The sequence below is a fragment of the Pedobacter sp. 22163 genome, assembly GCF_052045595.1.
GTDB lineage: Bacteria > Bacteroidota > Bacteroidia > Sphingobacteriales > Sphingobacteriaceae > Pedobacter.
Genome location: NZ_JBQEPM010000003.1, coordinates 367,886 through 382,597, shown reverse-complemented (window position 1 = coordinate 382,597; position 14,712 = coordinate 367,886). Strand labels below are relative to the sequence as shown.

The 14,712-nt window shown below is 35.9% G+C and carries 18 protein-coding genes; 10 read left to right on the top strand and 8 right to left on the bottom strand.

Features of this window, described 5'->3' with window-relative positions; translation table 11 throughout:
• Positions 1-53: 53 nt before the first annotated feature.
• The 4 genes from ACTJKN_RS09990 to ACTJKN_RS09975 all read right to left on the bottom strand — a co-directional run bounded on the left by ACTJKN_RS09990 (position 54) and on the right by ACTJKN_RS09975 (position 4,011).
• Entirely contained in the window at positions 54-1,967 is a 1,914-nt protein-coding gene (locus ACTJKN_RS09990) for an AAA domain-containing protein (protein ID WP_440824569.1), read from the bottom strand.
• A gap of 171 nt (positions 1,968-2,138) precedes the next feature.
• A complete protein-coding gene (locus ACTJKN_RS09985) occupies positions 2,139-2,522 on the bottom strand; it encodes a DUF3037 domain-containing protein (protein ID WP_440824567.1) in 384 nt (127 codons plus the stop codon).
• Positions 2,500-3,312 (bottom strand): HipA family kinase, encoded by an 813-nt coding sequence (locus tag ACTJKN_RS09980; RefSeq protein ID WP_440824565.1) that lies wholly within the window; start codon positions 3,310-3,312, stop codon positions 2,500-2,502. The genes ACTJKN_RS09985 and ACTJKN_RS09980 overlap by 23 nt, the downstream gene beginning before the upstream one ends.
• 510 nt (positions 3,313-3,822) lie before the next feature.
• Positions 3,823-4,011 (bottom strand): hypothetical protein, encoded by a 189-nt coding sequence (locus ACTJKN_RS09975; protein ID WP_029277933.1) that lies wholly within the window; start codon positions 4,009-4,011, stop codon positions 3,823-3,825.
• A gap of 112 nt (positions 4,012-4,123) precedes the next feature.
• Here ACTJKN_RS09975 and ACTJKN_RS09970 point away from each other — a divergent pair, with 112 nt between their 5' ends.
• The 3 genes from ACTJKN_RS09970 to ACTJKN_RS09960 are packed head-to-tail and all read left to right on the top strand — an operon-like array spanning position 4,124 to position 5,494.
• A complete protein-coding gene (locus ACTJKN_RS09970) occupies positions 4,124-4,504 on the top strand; it encodes a hypothetical protein (RefSeq protein ID WP_440824562.1) in 381 nt (126 codons plus the stop codon).
• Between the two features lie 44 nt (positions 4,505-4,548).
• Positions 4,549-4,752, top strand: coding sequence for a KTSC domain-containing protein (locus ACTJKN_RS09965; protein ID WP_440824560.1), 204 nt, complete (start codon positions 4,549-4,551; stop codon positions 4,750-4,752).
• Position 4,753: 1 nt separating this feature from the next.
• Positions 4,754-5,494, top strand: coding sequence for a DNA-formamidopyrimidine glycosylase family protein (locus ACTJKN_RS09960; protein ID WP_440824558.1), 741 nt, complete (start codon positions 4,754-4,756; stop codon positions 5,492-5,494).
• Between the two features lie 195 nt (positions 5,495-5,689).
• On the opposite strand, the gene idi is transcribed toward ACTJKN_RS09960, so the two are convergent.
• The 4 genes from idi to ACTJKN_RS09940 all read right to left on the bottom strand — a co-directional run bounded on the left by idi (position 5,690) and on the right by ACTJKN_RS09940 (position 8,406).
• Positions 5,690-6,232: an isopentenyl-diphosphate Delta-isomerase gene (idi, locus tag ACTJKN_RS09955; RefSeq protein ID WP_440824556.1), complete on the bottom strand. Its 543-nt coding sequence runs from the start codon at positions 6,230-6,232 to the stop codon at positions 5,690-5,692.
• Positions 6,233-7,069 carry a phytoene/squalene synthase family protein gene (locus ACTJKN_RS09950; RefSeq protein WP_440824554.1) on the bottom strand — a complete coding sequence of 279 codons (837 nt, stop codon included), beginning with the start codon at positions 7,067-7,069 and terminating at the stop codon, positions 6,233-6,235.
• On the bottom strand, positions 7,053-7,955 hold the full coding sequence (locus tag ACTJKN_RS09945; RefSeq protein WP_440824552.1) for a MerR family transcriptional regulator: 903 nt from the start codon (positions 7,953-7,955) through the stop codon (positions 7,053-7,055). Before ACTJKN_RS09945 ends, ACTJKN_RS09950 begins: the two co-directional genes overlap by 17 nt.
• 175 nt (positions 7,956-8,130) lie before the next feature.
• Positions 8,131-8,406 (bottom strand): hypothetical protein, encoded by a 276-nt coding sequence (locus tag ACTJKN_RS09940; RefSeq protein ID WP_440824550.1) that lies wholly within the window; start codon positions 8,404-8,406, stop codon positions 8,131-8,133.
• Between the two features lie 290 nt (positions 8,407-8,696).
• Here ACTJKN_RS09940 and ACTJKN_RS09935 point away from each other — a divergent pair, with 290 nt between their 5' ends.
• The 7 genes from ACTJKN_RS09935 to ACTJKN_RS09905 all read left to right on the top strand — a co-directional run bounded on the left by ACTJKN_RS09935 (position 8,697) and on the right by ACTJKN_RS09905 (position 14,518).
• Complete coding sequence (locus ACTJKN_RS09935; RefSeq protein ID WP_440824548.1) at positions 8,697-9,437, top strand: LytR/AlgR family response regulator transcription factor; 741 nt, start codon at positions 8,697-8,699, stop codon at positions 9,435-9,437.
• Between the two features lie 91 nt (positions 9,438-9,528).
• Positions 9,529-10,611 (top strand): sensor histidine kinase, encoded by a 1,083-nt coding sequence (locus ACTJKN_RS09930; RefSeq protein ID WP_440824546.1) that lies wholly within the window; start codon positions 9,529-9,531, stop codon positions 10,609-10,611.
• A 163-nt stretch (positions 10,612-10,774) separates the two neighbouring features.
• Complete coding sequence (locus ACTJKN_RS09925) at positions 10,775-11,533, top strand: LytR/AlgR family response regulator transcription factor (protein WP_440824544.1); 759 nt, start codon at positions 10,775-10,777, stop codon at positions 11,531-11,533.
• Positions 11,534-11,659: 126 nt separating this feature from the next.
• On the top strand, positions 11,660-12,013 hold the full coding sequence (locus tag ACTJKN_RS09920) for a response regulator (protein WP_440824962.1): 354 nt from the start codon (positions 11,660-11,662) through the stop codon (positions 12,011-12,013).
• A gap of 11 nt (positions 12,014-12,024) precedes the next feature.
• Positions 12,025-12,651 carry a hypothetical protein gene (locus tag ACTJKN_RS09915; RefSeq protein WP_440824542.1) on the top strand — a complete coding sequence of 209 codons (627 nt, stop codon included), beginning with the start codon at positions 12,025-12,027 and terminating at the stop codon, positions 12,649-12,651.
• A gap of 141 nt (positions 12,652-12,792) precedes the next feature.
• Positions 12,793-14,166 carry an exonuclease domain-containing protein gene (locus ACTJKN_RS09910; RefSeq protein WP_440824540.1) on the top strand — a complete coding sequence of 458 codons (1,374 nt, stop codon included), beginning with the start codon at positions 12,793-12,795 and terminating at the stop codon, positions 14,164-14,166.
• Between the two features lie 16 nt (positions 14,167-14,182).
• Positions 14,183-14,518, top strand: coding sequence for an MmcQ/YjbR family DNA-binding protein (locus ACTJKN_RS09905; protein WP_440824539.1), 336 nt, complete (start codon positions 14,183-14,185; stop codon positions 14,516-14,518).
• The last annotated feature ends 194 nt before the right edge of the window (positions 14,519-14,712 follow it).

Here is a 14,712-nt window from a genome sequence, read left to right as displayed (position 1 = left end):
CATCAACTTGCGTTATATCATGTGAAGCAGGTGTAAAAGCAACAGTTTTACCGTTATAACTCCATAAATTCCCAGGCGCTGTGATATGCGTTCAATTGCTCCGTATACTGGATAAATTCAGCATAAAAATTAGATTTCGATAAAGTAGCGCTATCGCCAATAACAACCAGCTTTTTCCTTGCTCTTGTCATGGCAACATTCATTCTCCTCGTATCTGATAAAAACCCAATGCTTCCATCGCCATTACTCCTGGTAAGGCTAATATAAACCACATCACGTTCCTGCCCCTGAAAGCTATCAATGGTATTAACTGCAATTTTACTGCGATATGGATTTAAAATTTCATTTTCCTGGATCAACGTATTTAAAATCTGAACCTGCTGTTTATAAGGGGAAACAATAGCAACAGACGGAAAACTATCAGTTAAGGTTTGATCTGCCAAACTAGCAGCTAAATGCGTTAAATGTTTGACCAAAAATGCAGCTTCATCAGGATTGGTTGTACTTGTTCCATCTAATTTTTCGTCAAAACTACAGCCAGCAGTATCGATAAATTGAATCGGTTGATCGCCTGTAAACAATAAATGATCGGCAACAGAATGATGCGCTATCAACTCGTTTTTGTAAAATACCCGAGATGAATAACCCATAATATCTTTGTTCATTCTATATTGCTCTTTTAAAAGCACAACAGACTCTGGATGAAGATTTACTGCTTTTTCGAGTAAAGTATTACTTAAACCATTTCTGGCTGCTTCATTTGATTTTATAGTTGGAGAAAGCTGAAAATGATCGCCAGCTAGTATCACTTTCTGTGCTTTTAAAATCGGTATCCAACAAGCGGGTTCCAAAGCCTGGCCAGCCTCATCAATCACAATCGTATTGTACTTTAAATTCCGAACTGTATAATGGTTGGCTCCAACCAGGGTAGCGGTAATAATCTGTGCTTTAGTAAACAGATTATCCATAATGTACTGCTCCGTTTTTTCTACTTCCTTTCCAATTTTATGCGCTTCATCAAACAGGGCCTTACGTTGCTCCCGTTCCGCTTTGCCAAAACTCCGCTTGTATTTGTGGGCCATATTTTTATACTCGCTGGCCTGTTTTTTTAAAATCTTAATTGTTTTCATCTCCGGATGATCGGCCATTTGATGATCAAGAGTAGCCGCAAGCAATCTTTCTGAAACCCTTGCCGGATTACCCACACGGATTACTTTTAACCCCTCAGCTGCTAATTTTTCAGTAAGTAAATCAACAGCAGTATTACTTGGTGCTACCACCAAAATTTTTTGATCACTGTGTTTAACCAACGATTTTATAGCATGTACAAGCGTTGTCGTTTTTCCGGTGCCTGGCGGGCCATGAACCACAGCCAAATGATCAGCTGCAATAATTTTATTCACCGCTAATTGCTGCGAGTCGTTTAGCGTATTTGGAATGATAAATTTCTCTTCGCCCCGAAATGAAGGTTTTTCTCCTTTCGTTAAAATACGGATCAGTTTATTTTCAGATTCATTTTCTGCCAAATGCGTAGCCTGTTTTAGGGCACTCTGCATTTCGTCGTAGCTGTTATTATCAAAAAGTAAGTCTACACCGAGTTTGCCATCTCTGGTCCAATCTGGTAATTCATCAACGCGGAAGCTGATTTTCATCCTGCTACCACTTTGGTGATTTATAATCCCTTCTATCCGGTCTTCTTTGGCATCATGATTAGAAAATAATACCACTGCAGAACCAAAACGGAACTGATGAGAAAAATCCTGATGGGTAGTCCGTTCCAACTCTACAGTTAAATAATCGCCACGGCCAATTTCGGTATTCCTGATTGCAATAGGGTACCAGGTTAAACCCAGGGCTCTCCTATCGGCAGCCGAAGTATTTTCAGTAAGTTTTAAATACGATTGTAAATCTTCGTTGCGTTCGGTATCGAGCAGATCCTGGAGTTTTTTGAAATATTCTTTTGGCAAGACGAAAGGGGTTAATAGGTTAATTGTGTATTGCTTAATTGTTAGATTGCTTGATTGTCAACTGAAAACTGCCAATTACAAACTGATTAATTGTTAGATTGATGTACTATCCAAGCGCTGAAAATATTTGTTCTTAAAGGTAAATCAAACGCTTAACGCCTTCGCATAGCGCTATAAAACAAGCTCATTATGCAACCTTTGAAGCGTTTCTTCTGCATCATCACAAAAACCAGGGTGTACTTTTGAGCACTGCACTACCGTACTTCTGGTTGCCGTGAGCCACCTAAAACGAGAAGCCTGGTCGTACTGACCAATGGGACCTGATCCTTTTGCAGACGTACTTATTCTTTCAAAAGCGCATAAGTTCTCTTTCAGCTCTTCTAAATCTATCTCCGCAGAAAAAGCCTTTACTCTTTTCTCATCCAGGGAAAAAACACTTTTTAGAAATTTTTGCTTGGCACAAAACAAAATAATGCCAACATTAATAAATTCTTCACGTTCTACCCTGGGCATTACGCGAATCACAGCATACTCAAATAAGAATTTCCCTTGCATGCTGTGCTTCTTTTAAAAATATAGCTGAATGAGTTAACCTGGTAGTAAGAAAATGTATATAAGCGTTACGGTGCGCTGCTTTACTTTCGAAGTTTGTTTCGCCTTCCAACCAGTCATCAGGAATTAAATTAATAACAGATTCGATCTTTTCAGGGCTAAGTAGTTTACTAAATTCTTCATTTACACTTTCCAGTTCAGTGGCCCATGGTAATAATACGTGGTCTTTGACCAAAAAGAAGGGTTTAACCGCCTGCTCTTCCCAGTTTTGCCAGGAATGATGAAAATATAACGCAGCCCCATGGTCGATAAGCCAGAGCTCCTTGTGCCACAGCAACATATTGGTGTTTCTACAGGTACGGTCCATGTTGGTTAAAAAACAATCTAGCCATACAATCTGCGAAGCAAGTTTAGCATCAACAGTAGTTACGGTCGGATCGAACGTTATTGCGCCAGATAAATAGTGCAATGCCAAATTTAAGCCCACGCTGGCTTTTAGCAGATCCTGAATTTCTTCGTCGGGTTCTGTTCTCCCAAAAGCTTCATCTAAATTGGCAAAAACCAATTCAGGTACGCGCAAACCTAAATAACGGGCTATTTCGCCACCTATTAGTTCGGCAATTAAAGCCCGGGTACCCTGTCCTGCCCCTCTAAATTTAAGTACATATAAAAAGTTATCATCAGCTTCCGCAATGGCAGGCATAGAGCCACCCTCACGCAAAGGCGTAACGTATCTGGTTACATTTACCGTTCTAAGTTGTAAATCGTTCATATCTGCAGATAGAATGGCCATTTATGTTATTTAGGCACAATTCTAAGCTTGCTGCAAATTTAGCAGAATCCAACAATAAATTGGTCAAAGTTTGGTCGTAAAGATTCGAAGGAAATCTATCGATCAATCGTAATAAAACAAGCAGCTTTTTTGAAGCGCAATACCAGTGAGCATTAGGAAGGGTTCGGTCCTGCTGTACATTCCAATCCTTTTGGTTAAAACCCGATATAAACAATTCAGCGACGCCAAAAGGGATTTCCATTGCCATCAGGGCTATATGGCTTGAAGAATCAACTTTTTAATAATCTTGGTATTAAATATAAATCGAACGAATTTCAAATCATTTTAAACCACGCAAGAACACACCACCTTACATAACCTTATATTTCTTATATGGTCGATAATAAATCTACGCATCTAAGAGTCATAGACTAGGCTATCATCCACAGATTCCAAAGAACTGTCGTAGCAGCTTTGTGAGCTCCGCGCTCTCAATCTGCGTCCTCTGTGGTTAAAACATTGCAATCTGTTCTAATCGTGCCCCAAATAAGCATTTCCTGCAGGCGTCATAGCAGACGACCATTGTACCGAATCGCGGTTAATTTTAATCAGGCCCATGCTTTCTAATTCTTCATATTCTTCTTCCATCCCACCTAAAACCGAAGAACTAACCTGTTGATTGATTACCTCAAGTAGAGATATGATTTCTGATCTTTCCATAAAACAAATAATTAGATATATTTTAATTAACATAAATATAATCAAAATGTTTATCGCTGACTTAAACATTTTCAAGGGTTTAAGGTTGTATTTATACCCTGATTTAATTACTATGGAAGCACACATCTATTATCTTTTCATTATGGCCTTACCCGTAGCTTGCATCGCATGGACAGTTACCAAAGAAGAAATTTTCAAAGAAGCGCGTGAATTTTGTGTAAACCGTTCTAAAAACTGCGATCAACTGGTAAAAAGAAAGTTCTTTTATGTATTTACCTGCGAATACTGCTTCAGTCATTATGTAACCGCGATTCTGCTTTTTATTACCAGATTCACTTTACTTTATCCCGATTGGCGTGGTTACATTATTTCTTTCTTTTCGATAGTATGGGTGGCAAATGTTTACATGAGCTTATATAACATTATCCGGATCGATCTGAAAAAGGAAAAGATTAAAGCGCAGCGAGAAGAATCAGCACTCAAAAACGATTGAAACCATTTCTAATGGTAGCTGTTTTTAAAGTATAATTTAATATTATGCCATCATCAGTGATCAAATATTTTAATTATGATGCAGCTGCTAAAATACTCAAAATTACATTCGTAACGGATATGGTATATCTCTACAAAAATGTTCCAGAACGGGTTTATAAAATGTTAAAAGCCTCTGGATCAAAAGGTCGGTATTTTAATAGCAACATTAAAGATAAATTTAAATTCCAGAAACTAGAGGAAGAATAATATGCCCGAAGGTCCATCAATAGTAATATTAAAAGATTTAATCAAAGCGCTCCATTTGGGCAAACCGGAAGTACTGGAAGTGGCAGGCGATGCAAAAAATTTAGACAAGGATAGATTGCTCCATGAAAAAATCCAGGATTTTAAAAGCTGGGGTAAACATTTCCTGATCTGTTTTAACGATTTCACAATCCGTATTCATTTTATGTTATTTGGCAGTTACTTAATTAATGAGCGTAAAAAAGCGCCATTAAAATTGGGACTGATCTTTAAAAAAGATGAATTAAACTTTTATACTTGCAAAATTGACCTTCTGGAAGGAAACGTTAAAAAACATTACCACTGGGAAAACGATGTAATGGCTGATGAGTGGGACAGCAATGCAGCTATTAAAAAGTTAAAAGAAAAACCCCAGGCATTGGTTTGCGACGTATTGCTGGACCAGCAGATTTTTAGTGGCGTAGGTAATATTATTAAAAACGAGGTCTTATACCGAACCCGTATACATCCCTTAACCAAAATTGAAAATTTACCACCTGCAAAATTAAACGTACTGGTTAAGGAAGCCAGAAATTATAGTTTTGATTTTTTAAAGTGGAAAAAGGAAAATACATTAAGTAAGCATTGGGAAGTATATAGTAAGAAAGATTGCCCGCTTAAACATAAAATCGAGAAAAAAGAAATCGGAAAAACACACCGGCAAACTTATTTCTGTAAAAAATGCCAAAAACTATATGCTAGCTAAAAAATATTTTTTCGGCTTAAAATTTCCACTCAGAAATATAAACCACTAAATGTTAAGCATTTAAATTATTGCACAACTTTTATCAAAACAACAAACTATAATCTTAAAGTAAAAGAAATGTTAATCTTTTAGGAATTTTCTAAACTAGTCCTATATTTGTCCTCGAGAGCGTTAATTTAGATACGGGTATATGGCTTAGGCTGTATGCCCGTTTTTTGTTTTAGCTGTTGACGCATGCGCTACAACTTTATCCAAGCAGATTCTTAACCATGGCGTATAGGCACCCGGATTAACCGCAATATCATGAGCTAAGGTCTCCAAATCTATATACTTAAAGCCTTCTACTTCATCGTGATTTATAACTGGTAGTTCATCACTCATGCCAAAAAAAACATGATCAACCTCGTGTTCCGTTAACCCATCTTCAAATATTGCCTTGTAGGTAAATTTAAACAGATAGTTCAATTCACAGTCCATCCCCATTTCTTCCATTAACCTCCTTTTTGCTGCATGAATGTTACTTTCTCCGATCCGAGGATGACTGCAACAGGTATTCGTCCATAAACCTGCAGAATGATATTTGCTCATTGCCCTCTGCTGCAGTAATAGTTCGCGTTTAGAATTAAAAATAAAAACAGAAAAGGCGCGGTGTAATACACCTTTTTCGTGTGCTTCCATTTTATCCATCTGTCCTTTCGGCACATCCTCCTCATCAACCAGAATAACTTGTTCTTCCATTTAAATTACATTTAACTTATTACGAATAATAGAACCAAACATCAAACCTACTTTACGCGTGTTCGAAATTCTTATCCTTTCAGTCATAACTTTTTCAGCACTTAACCGCTTTATCTTAGCAAATAATTTTTTATAATAGATATAAGACAAATATACGCCATTTCTGGATGCTGTGGGCAACCGCTTAATACCAGTTAAAGCCATTGCAAATTCTGCTTCAATTTCTTCTTCGATTTCTTTTTTTTGACGATCGCAGAATAGGGCTAAATTAACATTGGGAAAATAATTTCGATTAAGTGTTTGATGATCAGCCTTCACATCCCTTAAAAAATTAACCTTCTGAAATGCAGAGCCCAATTTCATGGCATAAGGCTTCAATTGTTCGTAATCTGCATCGCTGCCATTGGTAAAAACCTTTAAACACATTAAACCCACCACTTCTGCAGAGCCTAAAATATATTCGTTATAAAGTTCTGGTGTATATTCTTGCGTAGAAAGATCCATCTCCATACTCCTCAGAAAAAGAACAATCAGCTCCTGGTCTATCTGGTATTGATTTACTACCCTTTGGAATGAATTTAAAATGGGGTTTAAACTAATGCCCAGGTTAATGGCCTCGAAAGTATCCTCCTTAAATTTTGCTAATAAAAAATTCTTGTCATAGTGATGAAAACTATCTACAATTTCATCTGCTAAACGTACAAAGCCATAAATGGAGTGTATGGGTTGACGAAGTTCTTTACCAAGAAAATAAATACCATAAGAAAAGCTGGTACTATATAACTTAGTGGTAAGCCGGCTACAATTGGCAGATAGTTGATCAAAAATTTCTTTCATGTAAAAAAGGGTATTGTATTGTTTTTTCAAATTCATCGAGCGTTTTAAACCAGTTGATGTGATCGATATCGTTTAGTTTACCGATAACCTCACTATTTCCCGCAAGATGGATCTTAGCGGATGAGCATATTTCAGACAATTCATCTATATATTTTTGCGCGGCAGGTTCCAGTCTTGACTTTATCATAAAAAGCAAAACATGACCTACATTTAATGTAGAAAATATTCGCTTAATTGAATCCAACGGAACTTTGCTGCCTAAGAAAATAACCTGATGATGATGCATCCTTAGCATATAACTGGCAAAAAGCAGCCCAATATCATGATCCTCGTCTTCCGGCAAAAAAAGAAGCCAGCTTTCGCCAGCATGCCTTGATAAAGGAAGATTATTGATATGAGTAAATATTTTTTGACGGATAATGTTTGATAAAAAATGCTCGTGTGCAGGGCAAATATCGTCTTTTCGCCACATTAAGCCCAAGCGGACCAATAATGGATACATTATTTTCCTATAGCAGTCAGAAAGCCCCAACTGATCAATGCTTTGATCAATTAAATGATTAAATGAGTGCTCATCAAAAGCCAAACCATGCTTAATAAGTTGCGAAACATAATCTGCCTGCTCATCATCAGTGGGATATGAAAACTGTTGGTCGAGAAGTTTATCAATCGCTTCATCAGAAAGGCCGCAGATTTTAGAAATTTTTAAACCGCTTTTATTTAAGCTTACAATGTTTAATAGTCTACGGAGCTGCTTATCATCATACAAACGCGTATTGCCTTGAGACCGCATCGGACTCAACGCATTGTACCGTTGCTCCCAGATCCTGATGGTATGAGAATGGATGCCCGAAAGCTGTTCAAGATCTGAAATAGAATAAGTCATTATTTTTGTTTAAATATATCTAATAAAATTTAAACAAAAAGAAGAAAAAAAAGTTTTTACTAAAATGCCCTAAGTATATCTTCTGATATTGCTATGCATCGTAATCATTAAGTTCGCATGAAATACCTGCTAAACACAGTAAATTTTAACTTTGATAGAGGCATAAAGTAACTAGTTAAAATACCTTTTCGGTAAGCAATACACCTCTTTCACCATTACCTGTTTCAATAGTATGTACATTTTTATAAGAATGGCTAAAGAAATCGTAGCCATGTTCCCTTTGTTTAATTGCAACCGCACTTAGCGGATAGCTTAAGTTAGTTTGCATGCACTGTAAACTACCGTTAGCCAGTAGCAGAAAATCACAGTCGTAACCTTGCTCCTGCAATTCAATAACCTTTTTAGTAATAGACACGTTTAATCTATTGGCGGTGCGGGTTCTATTTTTCATGGGATATTGTTTTAGGTGATTAGGGATGATTATTTTGGTTATTAAATATATCTATTAATAACTACGATTCAAAATGCAATATATTGTTATACAAGTAATTAAATAAATTTGTTTTTATTTTTTTTATAAAAACCTTTCATCATTGGTTTTCGCTGATCATGTTTCTTGCATAAAAAAACATATACGTATCATATTTACTACAAAAACCAACTAAACATCATTGCAGGCTTAAAATAATTTCTTTATTTAAAAAGCAACGTATAATTTCGTTTAACCTTAAAACACGCCTAATGAAATTAACATGTATCGTAATTGATGACGACATTCACGCCGTCAACGGTATAAAATCATACATCAATTACCTCCCAAACATTCATTTAATAAACTCATATACAGATCCGTTACAGGCATTAAACGAAATTACTGCAGGAGATCATGTTGACATTGTTTTTATAGATGTTGATATGCCAATGATTTCGGGATTAGAATTATCAAAAGCAATCAGGCATAAAACAGACAAATTAATTTTTACCACTTCGCATTCTAAATATGCCTATGAAGCTTTTGAAATGAATGCAAGCGCTTATTTATTAAAACCATATACCTTTGCCCGTTTTGCGGAGACCGTAAACAGATTATTTCCCCTCAGCCCCAGCTTACCGAATGTTAGTATTAAACGAGAAGATGATTACTTCTTTGTAAGGAACAAAAATGAGAAGAACAGCTTAATTAAAGTAAGGTATACGGATATCGTTGCCATAGAAAGCCTGCAAAACTATGTCCGGATTTTTACCCTGAACGAAACCATTGTTTCGTACATTGCGCTATCAGAGATAAAGATTATTTTAAAAGATTATCAGAATTTTGCACAGGCACATCGCTCATTTATTATTGCTAAAAACTACATTGAAAAAGTAGAGGGCAATACCCTAAAAATGATCAATGATTTAACCATCAACATTGGAAATAGTTACCGGGAAAGCATACAGGACTACATAAAAGAGAAAACAATTAAAACTAACCGCTCTTAAACTAATTTTTTAGTATTTTCGTTATCTAAACAATTAAACGCTTATGGCTTTATTGTTTAGCATATATAGCCGTTCCTCAATTAACTAGCCAATGACGCTTATCGCTAAAAAAAACAAATTACACAAAATTTCAACCTGGTTTTCGGGCAAAAGACTTCACATTTTAGGTTGGACCATATTCATATTTTACGAGGCCATCATCATCGGCATCTTTGTTGGCAGATTCTCTACACTGAGCACTTATATTATTTTTTATAGCTTAAACATTGCTACATTTTATTTCCACGCGCATGTAGTTTTGGCTTTTGCCTTAAAAAATATAAATGAAAGATGGTGGAAATTACCCCTGTTTATTTTACTCGAACTGGGCGCTTATTTAATATTAACGGTTTGTTTAGATTATATCGTAATTAATTATACAGATTATAATGGTCCTATTAAGCTGATATTTAATGCAGCCTTTTTTGCTGCGCCGATTTACCGCGCCATCTATTTTATGTGCTTTGCTACCAGTTATTATTTTCTCCTTAATTTTCTCGAAGAAAGGAAAAAAATTGAAGACCTGGAGAAACAACGGTTAAATAACATTATCCAAATAGCTAAATCAGAAAATGCCTATTTAAAGGCGCAGATACAGCCACATCTGTTATTTAATACTTTAGATTTTATTTATCAAAACGCTAAAGATTCTTCCCCGGTTGCCGCAGAAGCCATTCATTCTCTGGCTGAGATGATGCGCTATTCGGTTGACAGCAATCAGGATAAAGAGTTTATTTTGCTTGATGAGGAGATTAATCAGGTAGAAAACCTCATCAACCTGCACCAGCTCCGTAAAGATCACCAGGTACAGCTCCGTTTTTGGTACGATGATGAAATACGCAATGTTAAAATCATTCCTTTAGTATTAACCACTTTGGTAGAAAACATGTTTAAACATGGCGAACTGCTTACGCCATCACATCCTGCCGAAGTGAGTTTGAACATTAAAAATGGTCAACTTACAATAGAAACCTCAAACTTAATAAAAGCAATTAAAGATAATTCAGGCTTAAGTTCTGGGATGGAAAATATAAAGAAACGTTTAGCTTACACCTATGGCAAAAATGCTGAATTCAGCTACTTTACTGATTCAAACCAGTATTTCAAAGTAATGTTAGTTATTAAAATCAAATAATACAACCCGCTTTAATAATTTTAGTTTAAAATTTCAAATTAAACAACAATCTCAAAAGAAAAGCCAATTTTCCTTGCCGAATACATAAAAATCCGTTTCGAATGCGTTTTTTTTCCATTTTAATGGTTGAAATTGTAATTTGCATCAACTAAACCTATAAAAAATGTCAATAAGTTGTATCGCTATTGATGATGACCCTCATTCCCTAGAGAGCTTAATAGCATATATGGAGAAGCTGCCTGATTTAAAGCTTATCCAAACTTTTACTGAACCGCTCCAGGCCCTAGCAGAAATATCGGTATCTAATCCTGTCGACATTATTTTTATGGATGTCGAAATGCCTTCGCTTTCCGGAATCGAATTAGCAGCCCTATTAAGGCAAAAAACAAAACACCTGGTTTTTACTACGGCGCACCCAAGGTATGCCATTGATGCTTTTAAAGTTGATGCTGATGCTTATTTGCTTAAGCCCTACTCTATTTTACATTTTACCAAAACAATAAACAACCTCTATCCAACTGGAAAAAAAGCACAACATCCTTTTTCCGTTTTCGAAGATCACTTTTTTTACATCCCTTTACAAGGAGAAAATGCTGATTTGGTAAGAATAGATCTGAATGAATTGATTGCAGTAGAAGAAATTGGGGAAGATATTCAATTTAAAACAACAAAAAATGCTTTTTTAAGTTCAAAATCCAATTTTACCAAGACTTTGAAAATGTTAAAAAAACATTCGGCATTTATCCAGGTTAACCCTACTGTTGTTATTGCAAAACAGCATATCAAAAGTGTACTTGGCAATAAAATACTGCTTTCTGGCGAAACATCCTTTACTGTTTCGGGTACATATATAGCGCTTTTCGCAAATTTTATCAAAAACAATTTGCTTCAGGAAAAACCCCGTCCCGGCACCATAATGTAGTCTTTAACAGGCTATTATCAGCATCTCTAATCAATTTTAATGCATAATCAAAACATTACGCCTAAAACTTTGTATTAGGATAATCTATTTAGTTATTAATTAATTGATTTATCTGTTTTGAAAAGAGTGTTGGTTGTGGATGATGATCCAGATGTATTAGAAGTTTTCCAGGATGTATTAGAAACCGAACATTATAAAGTTTATCCGCTACTATCGCCAAGGCATATTTTTAAAACAATAAGAGATTTTAGTCCCGATCTGATTATTCTAGACATTATGTTAAATGGAATGGATGGGCGTGCTGTGTTTAAAGAGTTAAGGTTAAATCCTGAAACAGCGCGTATCCCCATTATTATGGCATCGGCCAGGTACGATGAAAATTATATTACATCACAAAAATACCATCCCGACGATTATTTAGAAAAACCCTTTAATATGTCAGATTTGCTCCAAAAAGTAAGTGCTTTAACCGAAAATTAAAAAAATCAGATATGAAATTAAAATTACTATTATCTCTTCTCTTGTTATGTGCAACAGTTTCAATCAAAGTAAAAGCACAAAGCAGACCAGATAAACTCTATTCCATGAGTGGAATTGGCTTTGCATTTCCAATGGGCGAAACCTCGGATTATTTTAAGCCGAAATTTTCAACATCGCTAGGTTTAAATTTGGGTTTGGGCAACGGTGGTTTGTTCTTATACCCTAAAGCAAGTTTACATGCTTTTACTTTTAACCAGATAACGCCAGATGCGGGATATACCTATACCTTACAAAAAGGCAGGGCAACCACCTACTTGCTAAATGTTGCTTTAGGCTACCGCAAAATTGTGAACAAATGGGCTTTTTATGGTTTCGCAGGTGCCGGTGGCGGTTTTATTCTTACGCCTCAAGCTAGCGTGAATACTACAACCTTGCAGGTTACCCAAGATAATAAATCAAATGGTTTGGGTATTGCCGAAGGTGGGGCTGGTATTGAATATAATATCGGAGGTGCCAATTTATTTGTCGAGGCCAGTTACATGTATGGCTTTAGTAAAATCCAGAACAGGGCTTTTAACACCGTACCAATTTCTATAGGCATTAAACCAAATTTAAGTAAGCTCTTAAGTAAACTTTAAATATTTACATTTAAATATTTACATACAAAACACCAGGGCGGTTACGTTAAGTACATAACCGCTTTTTTCATGCTAAAGAAATAATCAAAATTATTTTTATACTAATTATTTTAGCATAGATTTGTATTTCAAATTAATTTAATGTTATACGCAGTTGTAGATATCGAAACCACTGGCGGTCATGCCTCAGCAAATGGCATTACCGAAGTTGCCATTAACATCCATGATGGCAATGAAATAGTTGAATCTTACACTACCCTAATTAATCCGAAGCAACCTATACCTGTTTACATTACGGCGCTCACAGGTATTGATGATAACATGTTATTGGATGCGCCAACTTTTGATGATGTTGCTTTACAGATTTATCAGTTATTAAACGATAAGATTTTTGTGGCACACAACGTAAACTTCGATTATTCCTTTTTAAAGCATCATTTGGCAGCTGCAGGATATGATTTACAATGCAAAAAGCTGTGTACGGTAAGATTGAGCAGAAAACTAATTCCTGGTAAATCTTCATATAGTTTAGGAAAACTTTGTACAGCCTTGCAGATCCCTATTCAAAACCGACACCGGGCAGCGGGAGATGCAGATGCAACCAGTATCCTATTCAATTTATTGCTAGAATACGATCAGGAAGGCATAATAGCAGAAATGCTGAAGAAAACATCGAAAGAGCAGGTTTTACCGCCGCACTTAGATAAAGCTTCTATCATGAGGTTACCCCATCAGCCTGGTGTATATTATTTTAAAGATAGTAAAGGCAAGATTATTTATGTTGGAAAAGCAAAAGACCTTAAGAAACGCGTAACCAGCCATTTTACAGGTAATACACCTAACCGGCAACGCCAGGATTTTTTACGCACTATTCATCATGTAGATCATGTAATCTGTGGTACCGAATTAATGGCGCTCATTTTAGAAGCCAATGAAATAAAACGCCTCTGGCCTGAAAATAACCGGGCAATGAAGCGTTATGAGCATAAATATGATTTATACGTTTTCGAAGATCAAAACGGCTATTTGCGCTTAGCAATAGATAAACATAAAAAAAACAATAACGCCTTCCAGAGTTTTAACAGTTTATTGGAAGGTTATAATTTCTTAAACCAACTGGTTGATAAGTACCAGCTTTGTGCAAAGCTCTGTTACCTGCAAAAAACGGCTACTAAATGTTATGCACACGAAAATGGGCAGTGTTTTGGTGCATGCAGTGGAATAGAGACTGTTAGCGTTTATAATAAAAAATTAAATGCGGCATTAAGCGACATTCAAAACCAACAACCAAGTTTTGCATTGGTTGATGAAGGCAGAAAAGAAGAAGAATTTAGCTGTCTGGTTGTTGAAAACGGAAAATTTTATGGAATGGGCTACTTTACCGATAAGAATTATCTTGCTGATGGTCTGGCGCCAATCAAAAATGATCTTTCTATCTATCAGTCCAACAGTTATATCTTAAATTTAATTCTGAATTACGCGGAACAACATCCACAGAAATTGTATAAATTGTAACTTTTAACAATACACCATGGATTCATCAACTTTTATAGCTCACTGCCTATCTTTTGATGAAGTTATTGAATTACCGCATTTCGAAAAAACTTCCTTCCGGGTAAATAAAAAGATCTTTGCTACGCTAAATATTCAGAAAAGGCAGGCAACATTTAAACTATCAGCAATTGATCAGTCTGTTTTCTGTGATTTTGATCGGATCAACATATGGCCGGCTACAGGGGCCTGGGGCAAACAAGGCTGGACAATTTTTTACTTAACAGCATTAACAGACGAAATGCTTATCGATGCACTTACACTTTCTTATTGCAATGTGGCACCTAAAAAACTTTCCGAAAAATATAAATGTTAAGTGTATTATTCCTAACATTATGAGCTGAGGTGTCCTTAAATGCCTTATATGGCAAGAATGAGCACAATAACTTTACTAACCAGTTAAGCCTATGAGATTATAAAAACATAGGTTAATAAAAGCATTATGATTTATAAGGCGCAACATTGCCGCAATACTTTAACCACATAAGAAATAGAAGAAAATATAAGTTA

What these genes read in the sequence shown, in the direction of transcription:
- ACTJKN_RS09905 (WP_440824539.1), top strand. Translation starts at nt 14,183, where the DNA reads ATGGATTCATCAACTTTTATAGCTCACTGCCTATCTTTTGATGAAGTT.
- ACTJKN_RS09910 (WP_440824540.1), top strand. Translation starts at nt 12,793, where the DNA reads ATGTTATACGCAGTTGTAGATATCGAAACCACTGGCGGTCATGCCTCA.
- idi (WP_440824556.1), bottom strand. Translation starts at nt 6,232, where the DNA reads ATGGAAGAACAAGTTATTCTGGTTGATGAGGAGGATGTGCCGAAAGGA.
- ACTJKN_RS09940 (WP_440824550.1), bottom strand. Translation starts at nt 8,406, where the DNA reads ATGAAAAATAGAACCCGCACCGCCAATAGATTAAACGTGTCTATTACT.
- ACTJKN_RS09975 (WP_029277933.1), bottom strand. Translation starts at nt 4,011, where the DNA reads ATGGAAAGATCAGAAATCATATCTCTACTTGAGGTAATCAATCAACAG.
- ACTJKN_RS09950 (WP_440824554.1), bottom strand. Translation starts at nt 7,069, where the DNA reads ATGAAAGAAATTTTTGATCAACTATCTGCCAATTGTAGCCGGCTTACC.
- ACTJKN_RS09925 (WP_440824544.1), top strand. Translation starts at nt 10,775, where the DNA reads ATGTCAATAAGTTGTATCGCTATTGATGATGACCCTCATTCCCTAGAG.
- ACTJKN_RS09980 (WP_440824565.1), bottom strand. Translation starts at nt 3,312, where the DNA reads ATGGCCATTCTATCTGCAGATATGAACGATTTACAACTTAGAACGGTA.
- ACTJKN_RS09915 (WP_440824542.1), top strand. Translation starts at nt 12,025, where the DNA reads ATGAAATTAAAATTACTATTATCTCTTCTCTTGTTATGTGCAACAGTT.
- ACTJKN_RS09960 (WP_440824558.1), top strand. Translation starts at nt 4,754, where the DNA reads ATGCCCGAAGGTCCATCAATAGTAATATTAAAAGATTTAATCAAAGCG.
- ACTJKN_RS09970 (WP_440824562.1), top strand. Translation starts at nt 4,124, where the DNA reads ATGGAAGCACACATCTATTATCTTTTCATTATGGCCTTACCCGTAGCT.
- ACTJKN_RS09945 (WP_440824552.1), bottom strand. Translation starts at nt 7,955, where the DNA reads ATGACTTATTCTATTTCAGATCTTGAACAGCTTTCGGGCATCCATTCT.
- ACTJKN_RS09985 (WP_440824567.1), bottom strand. Translation starts at nt 2,522, where the DNA reads ATGCAAGGGAAATTCTTATTTGAGTATGCTGTGATTCGCGTAATGCCC.
- ACTJKN_RS09965 (WP_440824560.1), top strand. Translation starts at nt 4,549, where the DNA reads ATGCCATCATCAGTGATCAAATATTTTAATTATGATGCAGCTGCTAAA.
- ACTJKN_RS09930 (WP_440824546.1), top strand. Translation starts at nt 9,529, where the DNA reads ATGACGCTTATCGCTAAAAAAAACAAATTACACAAAATTTCAACCTGG.
- ACTJKN_RS09935 (WP_440824548.1), top strand. Translation starts at nt 8,697, where the DNA reads ATGAAATTAACATGTATCGTAATTGATGACGACATTCACGCCGTCAAC.